This window comes from Lentibacillus populi (assembly GCA_014642895.1).
GTDB classification, from domain to species: domain Bacteria; phylum Bacillota; class Bacilli; order Bacillales; family Amphibacillaceae; genus Lentibacillus_C; species Lentibacillus_C populi.
The window spans coordinates 174,330-195,766 of sequence record BMJD01000004.1 but is presented as its reverse complement, the minus strand read 5'-3'; the positions used below and the strand labels follow the sequence as shown (position 1 = coordinate 195,766).

The window sequence follows — 21,437 nt, the reverse complement described above, 5'->3', positions numbered from 1 at the left end:
GTATTTTCGGCCTTGTTGTATTGTTATTAAACTGTATTGGCAATAAATGAATGTGATATACCTCCTATCCAGGCTAGAAATTCTTTTTCATCATAGATGGTGGCTGCGCGAATGCGGAGCCATGTTGGTTTCTTATCTTTTAAAAAATCGGCATTGAAATCGGCTGTCTCGCCGATTTCAATCCGACCTCTGGCTTCTGGCATCTAAAAAGACACGATAGCGTTTTTTTATACAGGCCTAGATGCGGTATGATCCTAGCAATGGTACGGTATTCATGTTATTATTTGTAGAGATATAGTAAAAGGAGTAGTGTTTGATGAAACGTCATGCAGCAAGAGAAAAGGCCTTTCAGATTTTATTTCAGCTGGACATGAATGAATTTGATCCCGCAAAAACAACAGAGGAATATGTAGATTCGGAAGATACTGATGAATTTTTACGTATGCTTGTACAAGGTGTCCGGGACCATAAAGCAGAAATTGACAGCACCATTTCCGGTCATATGGAGAAATGGTCGTTAGCACGGATCGCAACTGTTGAGAGGACAATATTGCGAATAGCAACCTATGAGATAACCTATTTAGATGATATTCCTGTAAATGTTTCCATCAATGAGGCGGTAGAATTAGCAAACACTTACGGGGATCATAAGTCCGGCAAATTTGTTAATGGCGTTTTGTCACGCATTACCAGAAAATAATCAGGTTTATTTGGTTTGTGCTTTCTTAATGATGCAAATTCACTTGATAAAACGAAACGGCAAAGCTTAAAGGGGATGAGGGCTTGACAGCAGAAATTATTAATGGAAAAGAACTAGCGGCTGAATTAAAAAGCGAAATGAAAGAAGAAGTTGAACGGGTAAGGAAGCAAGGGATCGTTCCACATTTAACAGTAGTATTGGTCGGCGATGATCCGGCATCGAAATCCTATGTAAATGGAAAGAAAAAGGCATCAAAAGAGGTAGGGATTTCTTCACAAATAATCGAGTTGCCGACCTTCACAACCGAAAAGGAACTGCTTAAGCTGATTAATAAACTCAATCTGGATCGGGACGTGCACGGTATATTGGTTCAGCTGCCATTACCGGAACATATTAAAGAACAATCGATCATTGAAGCGATTGATCCAGCAAAAGATGTAGATGGATTTCATCCGGTTAATATTGGCAGAATGATGACAGGGAAGGATACGTTTCTATCATGCACCCCATATGGCATAATAACAATGCTAAAATCCCGGAATATTCAAATGGAGGGCAAGCATGCGGTCATTATTGGCAGAAGCAATATTGTTGGAAAACCGGTTGGGCAACTATTGCTTAATGAAAATGCAACCGTTACATATTGCCACTCGAAAACACCCGATTTAAAAACATACACGAAAAATGCGGATATATTGATCGTTGCGGTTGGAAAGGCGAATAAAATTGACGCCGATTATTTACAGGATGGTGCAGTGGTGATTGATGTAGGAATAAACCGATTAGCGGATGGCACCCTTACCGGTGACGTTGATTTTGCAAGTGCCAAGGAAAGAGCTTCTTATATTACCCCGGTTCCAAAAGGTGTCGGACCAATGACCATTACGATGCTTTTAAAAAATACGATTAAAGCAGCGATCGGACTGGCTGATAAGTGAACGACAAATATTTAACCGTCACTGCACTGACAAAATATATAAAGCGAAAATTTGATTCTGATCCACACCTGAAAAATATTTGGCTAAAAGGGGAAATTTCCAATTTTAAGCATCATAGCCGTGGTCATATGTATTTGACAATAAAAGATGAACAGACAAGAATCCAGGCTGTCATGTTCGCCGGAAACAACAGAAGGTTAAAATTTCAGCCGGAAAATGGCATGAATGTGCTGATTAAAGGAGAAATTGGTGTTTTTGAACCACACGGGCAGTACCAGTTATACATCCAGCAAATGGAGCCAGATGGTATTGGAGCATTGTATTTAGCGTTTGAGCAATTAAAGGAAAAATTAAATAAACAGGGCTATTTCGATCAAAGTGTTAAGAAACAGCTGCCAATGTATCCGAAACATATCGGTGTCATTACATCGCCGACCGGTGCAGCAGTCCGCGATATTATTACAACCATCAAGCGGCGCTATCCAATTGTCGCTACTACGGTTATCCCCGTGCTTGTGCAAGGAAGAAACGCGGCGGCATCAATTAAACGGGCAATAGAACTTGCCAACGAAAAAGCAATGTTTGATCTCTTAATTGTCGGACGAGGTGGAGGATCAATTGAAGAATTGTGGAGCTTCAATGAAGAGGCTGTTGCCCATGCAATTTTTCATTCAAAGATCCCGATTATTTCTGCCGTTGGTCATGAAACAGATATTACGATTAGTGATTATATTGCCGATTTACGAGCACCTACGCCAACAGGGGCTGCGGAAATGGCCGTACCGTCACAAACGGAGCTACAGGAAAAAATTATTGGGCTAAAACGCTCTTTAACCAGGGCAATGAAACAAAAAGCCCATACTTCCGAACAACAGTTAAATCAAATGCAAGAAGCTTATGCATTCCGGTACCCAAAACAGCTTGTTGTCCAGAAAGAACAAGAACTGGATAAGCAAGTTGAACGATTGTCCAAAGCGTTTAGACAAGTTTTAACAACAAAACGCGGGTCGTTACAAAACATCGAACAACGGTTAGTGACACAGCATCCAAAGAGTCAGGTTGCGCAGATGAAAAAAGAATTAAAACAATTGGAAAAACAACATACATTTTTAATGAAGCAGATTGTTGAAAAAAAATCGGCCCAATTTACAAACATAATTGAAAAATTGACACTGCTAAATCCGCTCGAGACAATGAAACGCGGTTATGCTATCCCATTCGCACATAATGGAGAAATTATCCACTCAGCTGGGAAGGTAGAAATAAATGATAAAATTACTGTAAAATTGGCTGATGGGTCATTAGCCTGCAATGTGTTAGAGGTGGAGGAGGATAATAATGGAAAAGCTTGAAGAAACGTCTTTTGAAGAAGCTATGCTGGAACTGGAGAAAATTGTAGATAGACTGGAAGAGGGTGATGTCCCTCTGGAAAAAGCAATTTCGTACTATCAGGAGGGCATGAAACTCGCAAAATTATGTAATGATAAGTTGAAACAGGTACAAGACAAAATGACGCAAATTATCAACGATCAGGGAGAAACAGAACCATTTATGATCCAGGAGGAAGAGTAAACGTGCCGCAATCACTCGAGAATTACATCGAATTAAATAAAAAAGCCATCGTAAAAGAACTGCGACAGCATCTTTTACAATTGCAGATCCCTGGCCGATTAAAGGAATCCATGCTCTATTCGATAGAAGCGGGTGGAAAAAGACTGCGGCCGATTCTTTTGACAGCAAGCTTTGAAGCATATGATCAGGATAAACAAAAAATAATTTCAACAGCGGCGGCACTTGAAATGATACATACGTATTCATTAATCCATGATGATTTGCCTGCCATGGATGATGATGATTTCCGTAGAGGTAAACCAACAAATCATCGTGTTTTTGATGAAGCGACTGCTATTCTGGCTGGAGATGCTTTACTTACGTACAGTTTTCAAATTATTTCAGATGATCCCTTACTAACGGATAGACAGAAAATATTTCTCATTAAGCTGTTGTCACAGGCCAGCGGGCCAAATGGAATGGTAGCAGGGCAAATGATGGATATCGAAGCAGAGAACAATGCTGTTTCACTCGAACGCTTAGAGGAAATTCATGCATTGAAGACAGGGGAATTAATTAAATTTGCCATCATCGCCGGAGCGTTTATTGGTGGGGCAACAAACAAGCAGTTGGAATTTCTTGATCAATTTGCTTATAACCTTGGGCTTATCTTCCAGGTTCAGGATGATATACTAGATGTAATAGGCGATCAGGACAAAATTGGTAAACCAGTTGGAAGCGATGAAGGCAATAATAAAAGCACATATCCTAAATTGCTGGGAACAGAAGGTGCAATTGAGCAAAAACAGCAATATGTTAAACGGGCCAAAGCGGCGCTATGGAAAGCGGGAGCCGCTGATTCTTATTTGATGGGATTAACCGATCTTTTCAGCAGCCGGGACAGGTAAACCACACTCGAATTTTTTCGTATAATATGTTATACTATATCTAGTACGGAATGGTGCAGTATTCTAGTCAGCCCTCCGCTCCTGAAGGCAGGCCTAAAAATCTGCCAAAGGGCACATCGATGAAGTTCCTTGTGTTGGCTTGAGGCGCCCAGCCTTGGGTCAGTGCTGGGAGTTAAGGTTTTAGGGCGATCCACAAAGGCATGTGGGCGATGACCCTATTACCGCGGAGGCCCATCTCTGTCGTGATAACTAAGCCTAGGGATCATTATGGAATGGGGTATGAACCTGCTTACGTAAGGAAAGGGACACCTTACATGCAGCGTAGCCTGCCTTGAGTGGTGCTCGAGAGGATTGGATTTTAAAATAGCAAGCTGGGTGGCCACCGGATGTGCTATTATTTTCTCCATGAAATCGGGACTGCAAAAGAGGCTAGGGAACGGTTAAAGGCTGTCGAGGAAATCTCCTAGACTGTTCTGAGGGACGTATAAAAGGGATTATAGTGTGGACTAAGTGGTAATCCAGTCTAGCTTCTGGCGACAGGGCTAAGATGGTTTTAATGGGGAACCACCTTTATGGCAACATAGGGTAACCATCTGGGAAAACCTACTGGACCTAAGCCGCAGTTTTAATCTTTTATACGACCATTCCGCATCTTACATAAAAAAGAGTGTTCAAAAAGGAGGATAAAAAGGACCGAGAAGTTCGAGGCGGCGTAGTTTCGAGCAGCGGAATGTATGCAATTAAATACATGAGCAGCGGAGAAACAAGCCAACGAGCTTCCACAGGATGTGGTGACTTCGACGTTCGACACAGGACGTGTCGGTACTTAGTCGAAGATTCCCTATTCGAAGTGTCATTTTCACCGGACTTTTTGAACTACCTATAATAATCAAAATGAGGTTTAGAATGAAATCGCAAATAAAAAGATCGATTAAATTTAGTTTAACAATTGCCGTTATCACGTTTGTGTTAGCGGCTATTTTTTCAATCGTATCGCAATCCGTATTGAGTGATGTTGTATGGATGGCTGGATTGGTAATTGTCTTATTGATCGTATTAATTGGTGTTGTTTTCGATATGCTCGGGATTGCATCAACTGCAGCCGATGAGGCACCGTTTCATGCTATGGCAGCGGAGAAAGTAAATGGTGCAAAAGAGGCTGTTATGATTATCCGTAATGCTGATAAATTTGCCAGCTTCTGTAATGATGTGATTGGTGATATTTCCGGAATTGTCAGTGGTACGGCTTCGGCAATCGTCGTCTTGCAAATTGCCAATTTGCTGGGAAACGGGGATGGATCACCTGTGCATATTACCTTGAATGTCATCGTAACAAGCCTTGTGGCCGCACTTACCGTTGGTGGTAAGGCACTGGGAAAATATTTTGCCATCCATGCATCAACCAATATCATTTTTTATGTGGGAAAAGTAATTGCGATTTTGCAAAATAAGCTGAAAATTCGTGTCCTGCCGAAAGGAACGAAAACAAAAACGTCTAAGTAAAGGATACTCTTATGGCTAAAAAGAGATTGGATGTATTATTAGTGGAAAGAAACTTAATGGAAACAAGGGAAAAAGCGAAACGGGTTATTATGGCTGGTTTGGTATTTTCTGGACAAGAGCGCATGGATAAACCGGGGATAAAAGTTGACGAAACGATTCCGTTGACCGTAAAGGGGAAGCTTATTCCATATGTTGGACGAGGTGGGTTGAAGCTGGAAAAGGCACTAACGCATTTCTCTGTTTCTGTTTACAATAAAATTATGGTAGATGTTGGCTCTTCTACCGGCGGCTTTACAGATTGTGCACTGCAAAATGGTGCTGCACTAAGTTATGCGATCGATGTAGGGTATAATCAGCTTGACTGGAAATTACGTAATGATGACCGGGTAGTTGTAATGGAACGGACCAACTTCCGCTATGTAACACCGGACATGCTTGAGTGTGGTACACCAGATTTCGCAACGATTGATGTCTCGTTTATCTCGCTAAAGCTTATTTTACCAGTTCTAAAGCAGTTATTAGCACAAAACAGTGATATTATTGCACTAATTAAACCGCAATTTGAAGCAGGCCGTGAACAGGTCGGAAAAAAGGGAATTGTCCGGGAGAAAAAAGTGCACCAAAGTGTTTTACAGGCGATCATTGCATTTGCTTTGAAAGAGGGATATCAATTATACGATATCACTTATTCACCGATTACCGGCGGTGACGGTAATATTGAATTTTTAGCTCATTTTGGCTGGCAAAATAAAAAAGCAGGGAAAGCTATAACAGATATTGAATTAAACCAGTTAGTAGAAGATGCACATCGCAATTTTGCAGAACGCAGCAAATCGTAGAGATGCAAGATATGCAGGGAGCCTCCATTTGTTGTTCCTGGATTAATTTTCATTTGACGGGGGAATAAGATGAGTAAGATACAGCGTCACATAAAAATTCGTGAATTAATAACGGAAAAGGAAATAGAGACACAGGATGAATTAGTTGATCGATTGAAAAACCTGGGATTTAATGTGACTCAGGCAACCGTTTCCCGTGATATAAAGGAACTTCATCTTGTCAAAGTTCCAACTGGTACTGGCTCGTATAAATACAGTTTGCCGGCAGATCAGCGATTCAATCCGCTAGATAAATTAAAGCGTTTAATAATGGATGCGTTTGTTAAGATTGACCATGCAAGTAATTTTATTGTACTCAAGACACTACCGGGAAATGCTCATGCAGTAGGTGTTTTAATTGATAATTTGGACTGGCAGGAAATTATGGGAACGATATGCGGGGATGATACGTGTTTAATTATATGCCGGACGGAAACAGAATCTGAGACAATAAAAAACCGGTTTTTGAGCATGCTTTAGAGTTTTGGACGACCGTTTACAGAACAATTTTAAGTGGGGTGACGAATCGTGCTTACGGAATTATCGATTCAGGATTTTGCTATTATAGATAAAATATCGATTACCTTTAACGAAGGTCTAACGGTATTAACCGGGGAAACCGGGGCCGGAAAATCGATTATTATTGATGCTGTCCAATTACTTGCTGGTGGACGTGGTTCCGTTGAATTTGTCCGTCATGATGCCAAAAAGGCTGAAATTGAAGGTCTGTTCAGTATCGATGATAACTACCATCCCATTTATAATGTCGGTAAACAATATGGCATCGAAATTCAGGATGAGATGGTTGTTTTACACCGGACAATTACTGCCAATGGAAAAAGCATTTGCCGGGTAAATGGAAAATTGGTGACATTAGCCATCCTGAAAGAATTTGGCAGGAGACTGATTGATGTTCACAGTCAACATGAAACGCAAAGCTTAATGGATCCGGAGAACCATATTGACTTACTCGATTTATATGATCGAGAGGCAACGCTACGGGCGAAAGAAGAATACCTACACTTATTTGAAAAGCTTGACACGCTAAAAAAGCGCTATCAACACTTAAGTGAAAATGAAATTGAGATGGCCCACCGCCTTGATTTACTTGAATTTCAGATGAATGAGCTGGAACAGGCTGATTTATCTCCGCATGAGGATGAAGTTCTGGAAGAGGAACGGGACAAATTAGCAAATTTCGAACGCATTTATCAAGGTGTGCAAGATGCGTATAATGCCTTATATGGAGAACAAAAAGGCGTTGAATGGTTAAACAAAGCAAGTCAGGCATTACAGGAAAACCGTGCTTATGATAGCTTTATTGCGGAAAAAGCGGAGGAATTGTCCAATCATTATTATATCATTGAAGAATTGACCTTTGAATTACGCAATTATGCTGAAACATTGCAATATGACCCAAGAAGGTTAAATGAAATTGAAGCAAGGTTGAATGAAATAAACCGATTAAAGAAAAAATATGGGACAACTGTTAATGAAATAATTGAGTATATGGCAAAAATTGAAGAGGAACTGGAGCAAATCACTAATAAAGATTCCCATTTAGCAAATTTATCCGAACAAATAAACGAGACGGAGCACGATGCTTATCTGGAGGCAAAACAATTGCATGATATACGCCAAAAGGCCGCAAATATGCTCACAAAAGATATTCACCATGAATTAAAAGGGTTGTATTTAGAAAAAGCGACATTTGCAGCAGATATTGAATCCAAAACGGAAACGGCTCAAAGTACTGAAGGAACTGGTGTGAAATTACATAAAAACGGGTATGATTATGTCCGTTTTCTGATTTCGACAAATCCGGGTGAACCTTTAAAAGACCTAAATAAAGTAGCCTCTGGCGGGGAGTTATCACGAATCATGCTGGCGCTTAAGAAAATTTTTGCCAAACATCAAGGTGTTACTAGTGTTATTTTTGACGAGGTTGACACAGGGGTAAGTGGTCGTGTTGCCCAAGCAATAGCCGAGAAGATATTCCATATTTCCAATGAATCGCAGGTTTTGTGTATCACACACTTACCACAAGTTGCTGCAATGGCCGATACGCATAAATTAATTGAGAAAAAGGCGAAAAATAACCACACGTCCACTATCGTGTCAGAATTAACAATCGAGCAAAAGATCGACGAATTAGGCCGTATGATAACGGGTACAAAGCTGACAGATACCGCAAAAGAACATGCGAAAGAATTATTGGATCTCGCTGCAAGCTATAAAAGTAAAATGGAAATGAATGTTTAGCTCTGTAAAATGAAAAAAATGAGGATAATTTTACCGAAAAAGCCGGAAAATAAACTGTCCGGCTTTTTATTTTTCCCCAATTATGAACGTGTTCCTCTTTAGGACTTATTCGTTTTCAACCGATTTTTTCACCTTTATTCGTGAGTAAAGCAAAAACTGGAGATCGGGGATAAACAGCCCGTAAATGTCCGATTTTAGGAACAAAGACTAAATACGCCACGTCTGGGACAACGACGGCACTAGCACATCCTGTGCGACGGAAACCCTCACTAAATGAAGTTTCACTTTATTGAAAAGGAAATGATACACAGCTTTTCTTATCTTTCACCAGTTTAAAATCGATTGTGTTCGGTCAAATTAGAAGTACAGATATAATAATGGTATGGGCAAGGAACGAGGAGAGTGAATGGATTGAAGCACACGAATAAAATACGGATATTGACAGGAATTCTGCTCCTGTTCATCATAACAGCAGTTCCTTTTTTTACACCAGTAAAGCAATACCTTTCCATTCCCGATGAAATTGTTACCTTTATGAATCAAGCTCCGATTAAAGTCCCGGCATTAGGTGATGATGTTACAGTTAATGCAGCTGATGAAACTGTTCAAGCGATAGATCCCTCTGAATTTTATGCAAAAGAGCCTGGCAACAGCCAACTAGTGTACGAAGCAGCAGGGTTTCCCATTAAGAAAGTAAACCTGAATGTTTTAGACGATATCAAAGTCATTCCAGGTGGGCAATCCATTGGTGTTCAGCTTCATACTTTAGGTGTCCTTGTTGTTGGCCATCATCTTGTCAAGGGTGAAAATGGGTCCAAGTCACCGGGCGAGAGCGCAGATATAAAGGTTGGTGATGTCATTTTAAAAATTAATGGCAAACCAATCAAAGAAATGGCGGAGGTAAAACCATATGTTGAGAAAGCCGGTAAAAACCATCAACCATTAGAGGTCACCCTTAAAAGGGGGAAGGAAACAATCGAAACTACTCTAAACCCGGTAATGGACGAAAAGACAAATGAATATCGAATTGGACTATATATTCGGGATTCAGCGGCCGGAATTGGGACTATGACATTTTACGAGCCTAAATCAAAAAAATATGGCGCATTGGGTCATGTGATTTCGGATATGGATACACAAAAACCAATCCAAATTCACAATGGAAAAATCTTACAATCAAACGTTACGTCCATTGAAAAAGGGAATAGTGGAACGCCAGGAGAAAAGCAAGCCGAATTCTCGGTAAAAGACGATAAACTCGGAACCATTACGAAGAACAGCCCGTTTGGCATTTTCGGTGAACTGACAAAACCGATTAAGAATGATGCCTACGATAAACCAATGCCAATTGCGTTATCCCATCAGGTAAAAGAAGGGCCAGCCAAAATTCTAACTGTTGTTGACGGGGAAAAGGTGGAAGAGTTCGATGTGGAAATTGTTAGTAGCGTTCCACAAAAGTATCCGGCTACAAAAGGGATGATTATTCAAATAACGGATCCAAAATTGTTGAAGAAAACAGGTGGTATTGTACAGGGAATGAGCGGTAGTCCGATCATTCAGGATGGAAAAGTAGTTGGAGCGGTTACCCATGTTTTTGTCAATGATCCAACATCAGGGTATGGTGTTCATATAGAATGGATGCTGCAGGAAGCGGGAATAAATATTTATGAAGAACAAGAAAAAGCAAGTTAGTTAATTTATCACGTATTAACGATGTAATCCCCCCACCTCCAAGGGTGAGTAAACCAAATACAGGAAGGTGGGGGCATTCAGCATTCAGTGAGGGAGGGACTCCTTCCCAACTGAATGAAGATTCACTTTATCCATACTTTCAAAACCAAAAAGCAAAAATAAATTGCTTTTGGGTTTTTCTTGTAATATTTTTCGACAAAATTACTGTATATTTGTCGTAATTTATCATTTTTTATCAAATTAAATCGTAAACAAGAGTAAAATCGAGCTAATTGAAGTTTTTACAAAAAAAATTAAAGTTTTTTAAATAAAAAAAGGATATTTAGTTCTTATGTCGAATACATTACGTGAAGGATCGAAATACATAAAGGGAGGAACGGATTGGTGGAAAAAATATCGGTTTGTTTAGTAGATGATAACAGAGAACTTATTCAATTGATGGAGGAATATTTTGATGGGCAGCAGGATATCGAGGTGATTGGTACAGCATATAATGGCCGTGATTGCCTGGAGTTGCTGGAGGATATTGAGCCTGATGTTCTTATATTGGATATAATCATGCCTCATGTCGATGGACTGGCAGTGCTTAATCAACTAAGAAGTATGGAGAGGAATCATGATCCAAGTGTTATTATGCTGACAGCTTTTGGGCAGGAAGAAGTTATGAAGAAAGCGGTGGATTTAGGTGCTGCTTATTTTATCCTGAAACCATTTGATTTGGATAATTTGGCTGACCAAATTCGTCAAGTTCAGGGAAGTGGAATTCCTCATTCGAAAAAGAAAAAGGTTAATAAAAAGGACCAGCTGAAAAAAGATTTGGAAGCAAGTATTACGAATATAATTCATGAGATAGGTGTTCCGGCACATATTAAAGGTTATATGTATTTAAGGGAAGCCATTACAATGGTTTATAATGATATTGAATTGCTTGGTTCCATTACAAAGGTGTTGTATCCTGATATCGCTAAAAAATTTAATACGACAGCTTCAAGGGTCGAGCGGGCGATTCGGCATGCCATTGAAGTAGCATGGAGCAGAGGCAACATTGAATCAATTTCAGCATTATTTGGGTATACAGTCAGTATTTCGAAGGCAAAACCGACGAATTCAGAGTTTATTGCCATGGTCGCTGACCGATTGCGACTGGAACATAAGGCGAGTTAACTGTGTTAGTGATGGCTGATGAATTAAAAATAGTACTGGAAACTTATTTACTAAAACATGTTTCCAGTACTATTTTTGATTTCATTATTCGAAAAAAGCTTTATATAACGATTGAACAGCACGATTTAGATCCACTTCCTGGATTCCGAACATCATTGATACTTCTGAAGACCCCTGGTTGATCATCACCATATTAACGTTTGCATCAGTAATTGCCTTTGTTGCTTTTTGGGCAACACCAATTGTGCTTATCATTCCTTCACCAACAACCATTATCATTGCCAAATCTCGATGAATTTTAATCGTGTCCACATTTAATTCATCTTGAATTCGCTGCAAAATAATTCTTTCCTTTTCTGCAGTAAACTGATTTTGCCGAATAACGACGGACATATCATCGATTCCTGATGGTGCATGTTCAAACGAAATATGTTCATCTTCAAAGATTTGCAGTAATTTCCTGCCAAAACCCAATTCTCTGTTCATTAAATATTTACTTACATAAAGGCTGCAAAAACCGCCATCCCCAGCAATTCCGACAACACATTGTTCTGTTGGCTCTTTTTCGGCAACAATCATTGTCCCGGGAGCCTCAGGATTGTTCGTATTTTTAATGCAAACTGGTATTCCTACATTAAAAGCGGGAATTAATGCTTCGTCGTGAAAAACAGAAAATCCTGCATACGATAATTCACGCATTTCCTTGTATGTGATCGTTGAAATCTGTTTTGGCCGATAAACAATTGATGGATTTACCGTAAATACGGAGTCAACATCTGTAAAATTTTCGTATAGCTCTGCCTTTACTCCTGCTGCGACAATTGAACCGGTAATATCAGAGCCACCGCGGGAAAAGGTAACTAATTTTCCTGCTTTGGTGTAACCAAAAAAACCTGGGATAATCTGGATTCCACTGTTTTTCCGCAATGCATACAGATTGGCAAAGCTCTCCTCCAAAACCCGCGCATTCCCAGGCTCGTCGCTCACAATAATGCCAGCTGTTTCTGGATTCGTATATGTGGCATTGAGTCCGATTGATGTTAAGTATGCACTCAGCACTTTCGCTGAAAAGACTTCTCCCAATGACTTTACTATATCAACCTTTGGAGAATCATATTCATTACTTCCCAACGCTTCTTCCAACGTCTGATGAAGTTCTTCGGCAATAGCTGAAGAAAGATTTAGCTGATCAAGAATTTCGGAAAAGCGCATCATGATCGTTTCGGTCAAGTGTCCATATGGTTCACCTTGACAATGGCGATTTGCTATCTCAATTAGCTTGTCAGTGATTTTAAAATCGTCTTTATTTCGTTTTCCTGGTGCAGACACGACAATAAATTTTTTCGCTGGATCATCGGTAATAATTGCTGCTACTTTTTTAATTTGTTCGGCACTTGCTACGGAACTTCCGCCAAATTTTGCCACCTTCATAAACATCGCCCCAATAATTCAAGTTTTATAATAATGTTACAAATAGTAACACATTCCAGGTGATTTGTGAACCAAAATTGGGAGTTGAGGGTGGCGACTTATGCGACTATGTCCTCGTCTAGGAAATTATAAAATTTTGCGGCTGTGGATAACTTAATAACCGGATAAGCCACGTCCGGCTCCAGCGCCCAGCGGCTAGTGTGCTTCCTTCACCTCCGTACGATAAGTCAACATCGACTCGGGTAAGAAGGAAGGCCGACTAAAAGCGGACTTTGCGTCCAACGTCGGCATACCCCTTTTTTAGTGGCATGTTTCCTTTATCTCCTACGGTAGGAATGTTCGGTTAAAACCGCTGCTTTGCGCAGCAACACCGAACCACCCTGCTTGGCAGGGCGCAGCACATACGCCGCTAAATGGGCGCTTGCGCCTTTGTTCTTTAACCGACCTAAAGTCAGTGCAAGAGAGGGGTCATCAACCCGAGAGCGGGGTCATCAACACATCGATCCGAGAACGAGAATATCAACCCGAGAGTGTGAAGATCAACCCGAAAACGAGGACATCAACCGAAAAGGAGGAGAAACAAGTTGCTGGACACTGACTGGAGCTGGATGATGTAAAAAAAGACAACTAATTTGTATTAGTTATCTTCTGCTTCTATTATTTTTCCTTTCTGCCTGACGTTTGCGATCACGATGTACAATAAATCCGCCAATAAAGGCCAATCCTGCAGCAAAAAAAATAAAACCGATAAAAAATTGCAATCCAGTATGAAGGAAGATACCAGTCAGTTCATTAAACAATGAATCACGCATAAGTTTAATTCCATATGCCGCGATTATTCCTGGAATTACCAACATTAATACGGCAATAATTCGAATCATACCTTTTCCCCTTTTTAAAAACACATTATATTAACTTCATTTAGTATAGCAAAAGCAATAAAAAATAGAAATAATTATAGGATTTGCTAAATAATGCAGAATAGCTTATGATAAAAGTGTGCAAAAAATTGCAAGGTGGGGTATTATGAAACGGGTGCTGATTGTTGGGGCGGGAAAGGGTGGAACAGCTTTACTGGAGATTTTATCTGCTACCGATCGTCTGGAAGTTGTTGCGGTAATTGATAAAAATCAGGAAGCGAAAGGATTGGCACGTGCCGAAAGCTTTGGAATACCAATCGGAGCTTATTGGCGGGAATGGATCAATCAGGATATTGATATTGTAATTGAGGCCACTGGCGATGAACAGGTGCTTGAGGAATTGATTACGTCGTCCAGCGAAAAAACGATTGTTATTCCCGGTTCTATAGCATACATAATAGCTGAGTTAATGGAAGAAAAAGAAACATTATTACGTCAAATAAAATTGCAAATGAATAACCAGAAACTTATCCTGAACAATATTCGGGATGGCATGATTGTAATTGACAATCGGGAAATGATTCAATTTGTCAACAAAAGCACGGAACGTATTATGGAAGTACCAAAAATGGAGCTTATCGGTAAGCCGATTACCAAGGTCATTGCACAAAGCAGATTGCCCCACGTGCTGCAAAGTCGTCGAAGGGAAGTCAACCAAAAATTGGTGTTGGAGAACGGCAAGCGCCTGATTACAACGAGAATACCGATGATTAATGCCGAGGATCAAATAATTGGCGCTTTTGCGGTGTTTAAGGATATTACCGAAGTGATGGATTTGGCGGAGGCGAATACCGATTTAACAGAAATTAAAACAATGCTTGAAGCGATCATTTACTCTTCGGATGAGGCAATTAGTGTTGTCGATGAGAACGGAAAGGGAATTATGATCAATCCTGCGTATACGAGAATAACCGGATTAAAGGAAACCGATGTTGTCGGCAAACCAGCGACTGTGGATATATCTGAAGGGGAAAGCATGCACATGAAGGTGTTAAAAACGCGCCGTCCAGTCCGGGGTGTGCGGATGAAAGTGGGATCAGCCAAACGGGATGTATTAGTCAATGTCGCTCCTGTAATCGTTGATGGTAAAATAAAAGGGAGTGTCGGCGTATTACACGACGTATCAGAGATTAAAGCTTTAACAAGTGAACTTAAACGAGCCAGACAGATTATCCGCAATCTGGAAGCAAAATATACGTTTGATGATATTGTCGGCACTTCACCAGAAATGAAATTAGCACTTGAACAGGCTAAAGTAGGCGCACGTACTCCCGCAACCGTGCTTCTGCGAGGGGAATCTGGTACAGGTAAAGAGCTTTTTGCCCATGCCATTCACAATGAGAGTGACCGAAAGCATAATAAATTTATCCGTGTCAATTGTGCTGCAATTGCGGAATCAATCTTGGAAAGTGAACTATTTGGTTATGAAGAAGGAGCATTTTCCGGGGCGAAACGGGGCGGAAAAAAAGGAATATTTGAAGAGGCAAATATGGGAAGTATTTTTCTCGACGAAATTGGCGAGCTCTCTTTACATATGCAGGCAAAATTACTTCGTGTACTGCAGGAAAACGAAATTGTTCGGGTTGGTGGTACCGATCCGATCGCGATTAATGTCCGGATTATAACAGCTACCAATATAAATCTGGAAAAGGCAATTATGAAAAAAACCTTTAGGGAGGATTTGTATTACCGGTTAAACCGATTACCAATCCATATTCCGTCATTGCGGGAGAGAATGACGGATTTACCTCCACTGGTTGCCCGTATTATTGAGAAAATAAACCAGGACTATGGCCGGAATGTCAAGTCAATTTCAAACAATGCACTAAAAATATTGGAAAAATATCACTGGCCAGGAAATGTTCGGGAATTGGAAAATGTCATTGGACGAGCCATGATCTATATGGATATGAACGAGGAACAAATTAAACAGGAGCATATTCCTGATCTAGTCGTTACGCCGGCAAAATCGGACCATCACGTTACGACTGACAATCTAATGACCAAATCACTGCAAACCGCTGTAGAAGACTATGAGAAACAATATATAGCGCATGTATATAAACAAAATAACTACAATAAAACGAAAACAGCGAAAGAACTGAATGTGTCGATTCGGAACCTTTACTATAAAATGAAGAAATATCAAATTGAAAGAAATAGCACGCAAGATTTTTCCTGATTGCAAAAAATTGCATTATGCATATTACTGCAAATGAAGCGCTTTCAATATAATAACATTTGGCATAGAACTTGCAACTTTAACAAGGGAAGCCATCAGGGAGGAAATAATGCATACGCTGGCAGAATTAAAAGAACAAGCAAAAAGAAAAAGCATGCAGACAGTTGCTGTCGCAAATGCAACGGATGTGGATGTGCTTAAGGCTATTAAGCAGGTAATTGAGGAGGATTTATGTTCTTTTTTATTGTTTGGTGACGAACTAAAAACAAGATCATTGGCAGACTCCATTGACCTCAATGTAACGTCACCACAACTATCGATCGTTGATGAGACAGAAAATCCGGGTGCTGCTGCGGTAAGAGCAGTACACCAGCAAAAAGCGTCCATTTTAATGAAAGGAAATATTTCGACGAAGGATTTATTAACGGCGGTATTAAACAAAGAGTGTGGATTGCGTTCCGGAAATGTATTGTCACATGTTGCGTTATTTGAATTTCCGGAACGTGACAAGCTGCTGTTCCTAACCGACGCAGCAATGAATATCGCCCCAGCGTTACCTGAAAAGGTTCAGATTATCCAAAATTGCGTTCATGTCGCTCATTGTATCGGAATAGCTAATCCAAAGGTTGCGCCACTTGCAGCCGTGGAAGTAGTTAATCCGGCAATGCAGGCAACGATTGATGCGGCTTCCTTAACACAGATGCAGCGACGTGGCCAAATTAAAGGGTGTATTATAGATGGTCCTTTAGCATTTGACAATGCGGTATCAAGAATAGCGGCAGACCATAAACAAATTCATTCAGAGGTTGCAGGAAATGCCGATATTTTACTTGTGCCGGGGATTGAAACAGGTAATGCTTTATATAAATCGTTCATGTATTTTGCAGGCGCAAAAGTAGCAGCAGTGATTAGCGGTGCATCGGCACCAATTGTCTTAACTTCCCGGACAGATACAGCGGAAAATAAAGTATATTCACTGACCCTTGCATTATTAGCCTCCACTACATTTTAGGAGGTTGTCCAAGCGGCGAAACTCGGACCTTACTTGTTTCTGTGCACCTGGGCGAATGCCGGATCTTTTCCGGCGTACGATATGAAATCGGGGAAGCTTTCCCCCGATTTCTCATAGGTAAAGAAAGTATAAAAATTTAGGCTCTATTCTGATTGCGTCAGAGTTGGCCATGTCCAGCTCCAGCGCCCAGCAACTAGCAAACTTCACACTCCTTCACTACGATAAGTCAACATCGGTTCGGGTAAGGAGGAAGGCCGACTAAAAGCGGACTTTGCGTCCAACGTCGGCATACCCCTTTTGCAGGGGCATGTTTCCTTTATCTCATTGCGGAGTGCTCCAGTTTGTACGTTGCTAAACGGGCGCTTGCGCTTTTCTTACTGCGTCGTCTCGCCTTTCTTGCGACGCACAGAACGTGCTGGCGGGGAACGTTGGCTATTGACGTGTCGTTTATAGGCGACCTTCCAATTTGGCTGCCTTTTGTATGGATTTTAAAGGAGGAAACAGACATGGAAATATTTACTTATATGGAAGAATATGATTACGAACAATTGGTTTTTTGCCAAGATAAAAATTCAGGACTGAAGGCGATTATCGCAATTCATGATACAACATTAGGGCCTGCACTTGGCGGCACGAGGATGTGGACATACAATTCTGAAGAAGAGGCAATTGAAGATGCATTACGTTTAGCCAGAGGAATGACTTATAAAAACGCTGCAGCAGGTTTAAATCTTGGGGGCGGAAAAACAGTTATTATCGGTGACCCAAAAAAGGACAAAAGTCCGGAAATGTTCCGTGCGTTTGGCCGTTATATTCAAAGTCTGAATGGCCGGTATATTACTGCTGAAGATGTTGGAACAACGGTTCAGGATATGGATTTAATTCACATGGAAACAGACTTTGTAACCGGGATTTCTCCCGAGTTTGGCTCATCCGGAAACCCGTCACCTGTTACGGCGTATGGGGTTTATAAAGGCATGAAGGCAGCGGCAAAGGCCGCATATGGAACAGACGCTTTGGCAGGAAAAACAGTCGCTATTCAAGGTGTAGGAAATGTTGCGTATGCAGTCTGCGAACACCTGCATAAAGAAGGTGCAAATTTAATCGTTACAGACATTAATAAAGAAGCTGTAAACCGTGCTGTTGAGACGTTTGGTGCTAAAGCAGTCGATCCGGATGATATCTATGGTGTAGATTGTGACATTTATGCTCCATGTGCACTTGGGGCAACAATTAACGATGATACGATTCCACAGTTGAAAGCGAAAGTTATTGCAGGTTCTGCGAATAACCAATTAAAAACAACGGAACATGGCGATATTATTCATGAAAAAGGAATCGTTTATGCGCCGGATTACGTCATTAATTCAGGTGGGGTTATTAATGTCGCGGACGAATTGAACGGTTACAACCAAAGCCGGGCAATGAAGAAGGTCGAAACTATTTACGATAGTTTGCTGAAGGTATTCGAAATTTCCAAACGTGATAATATCCCAACCTATGTTGCCGCGGATCGGATGGCTGAAGAAAGAATTGCCTCCGTCAGCAAGTCACGCAATCAATTTTTATTAAATGGACATCATACGTTGAGCCGTAGATAACGGAGGTCAATAGCCTTGCAGCAGTTATTTCGCATATTAGTGTTAAATCCAGGATCAACATCAACTAAAATCGGTGTATTTGATAATGAAACATGTATTTTTGAAAAAACAATTCGTCACCGAACCGAAGAACTGGCATCATACAAGCGAATCATTGATCAATATGCGTATCGAAAAAAAATTATTCTGGAGCAATTGGATTATGAAGGCATTAACATATCAAAGTTAAGTGCGGTCTGTGGCAGGGGCGGTTTGCTCCGGCCAATTGAAGGTGGTACTTACAGGGTGAATGAGACGATGCTCGACGACCTGGAAAAAGGCTATTATGGCGAACATGCCTCAAACCTTGGTGGTATCATCGCTCATGAAATAGCTAAATCTCTAAACATTCCAGCGTATATTGTTGATCCCGTTGTCGTAGATGAGCTAGCTGAAATTGCCAGAATTTCCGGAATCCCGGAAATACCGAGAAAGAGTATTTTTCATGCTTTGAATCAAAAGGCTGTAGCAAGACGCTGCGCCTCTGATTTGGGGAAGAGCTATGAACAAATGAATCTGATCATTACCCATATGGGCGGCGGGATTACCGTTGGTGCACATCACCATGGAAAGGTGATTGATGTAAATAATGGACTGCACGGGGATGGCCCTTTTTCACCCGAGCGTGCCGGAGGAGTTCCAGCAGGTGATTTGGTTTCATTATGTTTCTCCGGACAGTATTATCTTGATGAGATCATGAAAAAGCTTGTTGGCCATGGCGGTCTAATGGCTTATTTACAGACAAATGATGCCGTTGAAGTAGAAATGCGAATCCAAAACGGAGATGCAGAAGCAAGGGAAATATATGACGCAATGGCATATCAGATCGCGAAGGAAATCGGATCGATGAGTACAGTCTTAGCGGGTTCAGTCGATGCGATTGTCCTGACAGGTGGTCTTGCATATGGTAAAACATTTGTTGAAATGATTTCGTCTCGGGTAAATTGGATTGCTGATACCCTTGTATATCCCGGGGAGAATGAATTGCAGGCGCTAATGGAGGGAACATTACGCGTTTTACGCAATAACGAGACTGCAAAGCAATACCCGGAAAATTTCGAGATAAAAGGAGAATAGAATCGATGGCAGAAGAATATGATCTTGCCGTTCTCGGTGGAGGAACAGGCGGCTATGTTGCGGCCATCCGTGCATCACAGCTTGGGATGAAGGTTGCAGTAGTAGAAAAGGATTTACTTGGGGGGACGTGTTTGCATCGGGGATGTATCCCCTCTAAAGCTTTACTCCGTAGTGCAGAAGTTTTCAAACAGACAAAAGAAGCAGACTTGTATGGGGTCGAAACAAAAAACACAACACTAAATTTTACCAAAGTTCAGGACAGAAAAACAAACATTGTCCATTCGCTGCACCAGGGAGTAAAAGGCTTGATGAAAAAGGGGAAAATTGATGTTTATCGAGGGTTTGGCCGGATTTTAGGACCAAGTATTTTCTCGCCAATGCCTGGAACCATTTCTGTTGAATACGAAAACGGCGATGAAAACACGATGATCGTCCCCAAGAATGTTTTGATTGCAACTGGCTCCAGTCCCCGAACATTACCCGGTCTGGAAATCGACGGAACATACGTCATGACTTCTGATGAGGCATTGCAAATGGAGGCATTGCCGAAAACGATTATCATTGTCGGTGGTGGCGTCATCGGAATCGAATGGGCATCCATGCTTGCCGATTTCGGCGTAGCAGTTACGGTTGTCGAATCCTTGGAACAAATATTGCCAACTGAGGATGAAGCAATCGCCAAAGAGGTTGAAAAGCTTTTGCGGAAAAAAGGAATCACCTTTGTTAAAAGCGCAAAGGTTTTAGACAATACGTTAAAGATCAATAATGGAATCCGTATCGAAGCTGAAATTGCCGGCAAAAAGGAAAACTTCACAGCAGAAAAAATGCTGGTTTCGGTGGGGAGACAGGCAAATACGACGAATATTGGCCTGGAAAATACCGATATTGTGGTTGATAAAGGGGTAATCCGTACAAATCAATTTTATCAAACAAAGGAATCCCATATCTACGCCATTGGTGATTGTATCGGCGGGATGCAGCTGGCGCATGTCGCCTCACATGAAGGAATTACCGCAGTCGAACATATGGCTGATCAAAACCCGCTGCCGATTGATTATGAAAGCATTCCAACCTGCATTTATTCGAATCCCGAAGTTGCCAGTGTTGGTTTAACTGAAAAGCAGGCGAAAGAACAAGGCAAGGAAATAAAGATAGGTAAATTTCCGTTTAAAGCAATTGGCAAGGCGCTAGTTTACGGTGAATCAGAAGGCTTTGTCAAAATAATTGCCGATAAAACGAATGACGACCTATTGGGAGTTCATATGATTGGACCGCACGTAACGGACATGATCACTGAGGCAGGCATTGCCAAAGTGCTTGATGCAACACCATGGGAGATTGCCTCAAGCATTCATCCGCATCCGACATTATCGGAAGTGATGGGGGAGGCTGCTCTAGCGGTAGATGGGAAGCAAATTCACGGGTAAATTCGGAATGCAGGCTGTTCACAGCAGTTTGTACAGTAATTTGGATTTGGCGAAGTATTTGCGGTAATACTCGATTTAGGACAGTATTTTGCCTAAATTGGATTGTATACGATATGTTTGGCTTCAGCGAGTATGGTACAGCAGAAACTAAA

19 protein-coding genes are annotated in these 21,437 nt (G+C 41.1%); 16 read left to right on the top strand and 3 right to left on the bottom strand.

All coding sequences use genetic code 11. The annotated features are described in order from the left end of the window. Positions 1-26: 26 nt before the first annotated feature. Entirely contained in the window at positions 27-203 is a 177-nt protein-coding gene (locus IEX12_RS05090) for a hypothetical protein (RefSeq protein ID WP_159457774.1), read from the bottom strand. Positions 204-316: 113 nt separating this feature from the next. Here IEX12_RS05090 and nusB point away from each other — a divergent pair, with 113 nt between their 5' ends. The 11 genes from nusB (at position 317) to spo0A (ending at position 11,596) form a co-directional block, all read left to right on the top strand. Beyond that, positions 317-700, top strand: coding sequence for a transcription antitermination factor NusB (gene nusB, locus IEX12_RS05085; RefSeq protein WP_088050595.1), 384 nt, complete (start codon positions 317-319; stop codon positions 698-700). A gap of 83 nt (positions 701-783) precedes the next feature. Next, the gene (gene folD, locus IEX12_RS05080; protein ID WP_088050594.1) at positions 784-1,638 is read left to right on the top strand and encodes a bifunctional methylenetetrahydrofolate dehydrogenase/methenyltetrahydrofolate cyclohydrolase FolD; all 855 of its coding nucleotides are present in this window, start codon (positions 784-786) and stop codon (positions 1,636-1,638) included. Then, entirely contained in the window at positions 1,635-2,990 is a 1,356-nt protein-coding gene (xseA, locus tag IEX12_RS05075) for an exodeoxyribonuclease VII large subunit (protein WP_188724751.1), read from the top strand. Before folD ends, xseA begins: the two co-directional genes overlap by 4 nt. Beyond that, complete coding sequence (gene xseB, locus IEX12_RS05070; protein WP_088050592.1) at positions 2,977-3,210, top strand: exodeoxyribonuclease VII small subunit; 234 nt, start codon at positions 2,977-2,979, stop codon at positions 3,208-3,210. The genes xseA and xseB overlap by 14 nt, the downstream gene beginning before the upstream one ends. Before the next feature lie 2 nt (positions 3,211-3,212). Then, the gene (locus IEX12_RS05065) at positions 3,213-4,097 is read left to right on the top strand and encodes a polyprenyl synthetase family protein (RefSeq protein WP_230856033.1); all 885 of its coding nucleotides are present in this window, start codon (positions 3,213-3,215) and stop codon (positions 4,095-4,097) included. A gap of 906 nt (positions 4,098-5,003) precedes the next feature. After that, positions 5,004-5,600: a hypothetical protein gene (locus IEX12_RS05060; RefSeq protein ID WP_088050591.1), complete on the top strand. Its 597-nt coding sequence runs from the start codon at positions 5,004-5,006 to the stop codon at positions 5,598-5,600. 11 nt (positions 5,601-5,611) lie between these two features. Beyond that, entirely contained in the window at positions 5,612-6,439 is an 828-nt protein-coding gene (locus IEX12_RS05055; protein ID WP_088050590.1) for a TlyA family RNA methyltransferase, read from the top strand. Positions 6,440-6,508: 69 nt separating this feature from the next. After that, positions 6,509-6,958, top strand: coding sequence for a transcriptional regulator AhrC/ArgR (gene ahrC, locus IEX12_RS05050; protein WP_088050589.1), 450 nt, complete (start codon positions 6,509-6,511; stop codon positions 6,956-6,958). Positions 6,959-7,006: 48 nt separating this feature from the next. Then, entirely contained in the window at positions 7,007-8,740 is a 1,734-nt protein-coding gene (gene recN, locus IEX12_RS05045; protein ID WP_088050588.1) for a DNA repair protein RecN, read from the top strand. A gap of 411 nt (positions 8,741-9,151) precedes the next feature. Next, a complete protein-coding gene (spoIVB, locus tag IEX12_RS05040; RefSeq protein WP_102415112.1) occupies positions 9,152-10,432 on the top strand; it encodes a SpoIVB peptidase in 1,281 nt (426 codons plus the stop codon). A 384-nt stretch (positions 10,433-10,816) separates the two neighbouring features. Next, the gene (gene spo0A, locus IEX12_RS05035) at positions 10,817-11,596 is read left to right on the top strand and encodes a sporulation transcription factor Spo0A (RefSeq protein WP_088050586.1); all 780 of its coding nucleotides are present in this window, start codon (positions 10,817-10,819) and stop codon (positions 11,594-11,596) included. 84 nt (positions 11,597-11,680) lie between these two features. Here the strand turns inward: spo0A and IEX12_RS05030 are convergent, their stop codons facing one another. Then, positions 11,681-13,027 (bottom strand): aspartate kinase, encoded by a 1,347-nt coding sequence (locus IEX12_RS05030; protein ID WP_088050585.1) that lies wholly within the window; start codon positions 13,025-13,027, stop codon positions 11,681-11,683. Between the two features lie 641 nt (positions 13,028-13,668). After that, positions 13,669-13,908 (bottom strand): DUF2627 domain-containing protein, encoded by a 240-nt coding sequence (locus IEX12_RS05025; RefSeq protein ID WP_102415115.1) that lies wholly within the window; start codon positions 13,906-13,908, stop codon positions 13,669-13,671. A 145-nt stretch (positions 13,909-14,053) separates the two neighbouring features. Between IEX12_RS05025 and IEX12_RS05020 the strand changes: the two genes are divergently transcribed. The 5 genes from IEX12_RS05020 (at position 14,054) to lpdA (ending at position 21,285) form a co-directional block, all read left to right on the top strand. After that, complete coding sequence (locus IEX12_RS05020) at positions 14,054-16,129, top strand: sigma-54 interaction domain-containing protein (RefSeq protein ID WP_188724750.1); 2,076 nt, start codon at positions 14,054-14,056, stop codon at positions 16,127-16,129. Positions 16,130-16,238: 109 nt separating this feature from the next. Continuing rightward, positions 16,239-17,141: a phosphate butyryltransferase gene (gene yqiS, locus IEX12_RS05015; RefSeq protein ID WP_188724749.1), complete on the top strand. Its 903-nt coding sequence runs from the start codon at positions 16,239-16,241 to the stop codon at positions 17,139-17,141. Positions 17,142-17,647: 506 nt separating this feature from the next. Further along, the gene (bcd, locus tag IEX12_RS05010; RefSeq protein WP_088050581.1) at positions 17,648-18,742 is read left to right on the top strand and encodes a branched-chain amino acid dehydrogenase; all 1,095 of its coding nucleotides are present in this window, start codon (positions 17,648-17,650) and stop codon (positions 18,740-18,742) included. Positions 18,743-18,757: 15 nt separating this feature from the next. Next, positions 18,758-19,858: a butyrate kinase gene (buk, locus tag IEX12_RS05005; RefSeq protein ID WP_088050580.1), complete on the top strand. Its 1,101-nt coding sequence runs from the start codon at positions 18,758-18,760 to the stop codon at positions 19,856-19,858. A gap of 5 nt (positions 19,859-19,863) precedes the next feature. Beyond that, positions 19,864-21,285, top strand: coding sequence for a dihydrolipoyl dehydrogenase (gene lpdA, locus IEX12_RS05000; protein ID WP_088050579.1), 1,422 nt, complete (start codon positions 19,864-19,866; stop codon positions 21,283-21,285). Positions 21,286-21,437: the final 152 nt, after the last annotated feature.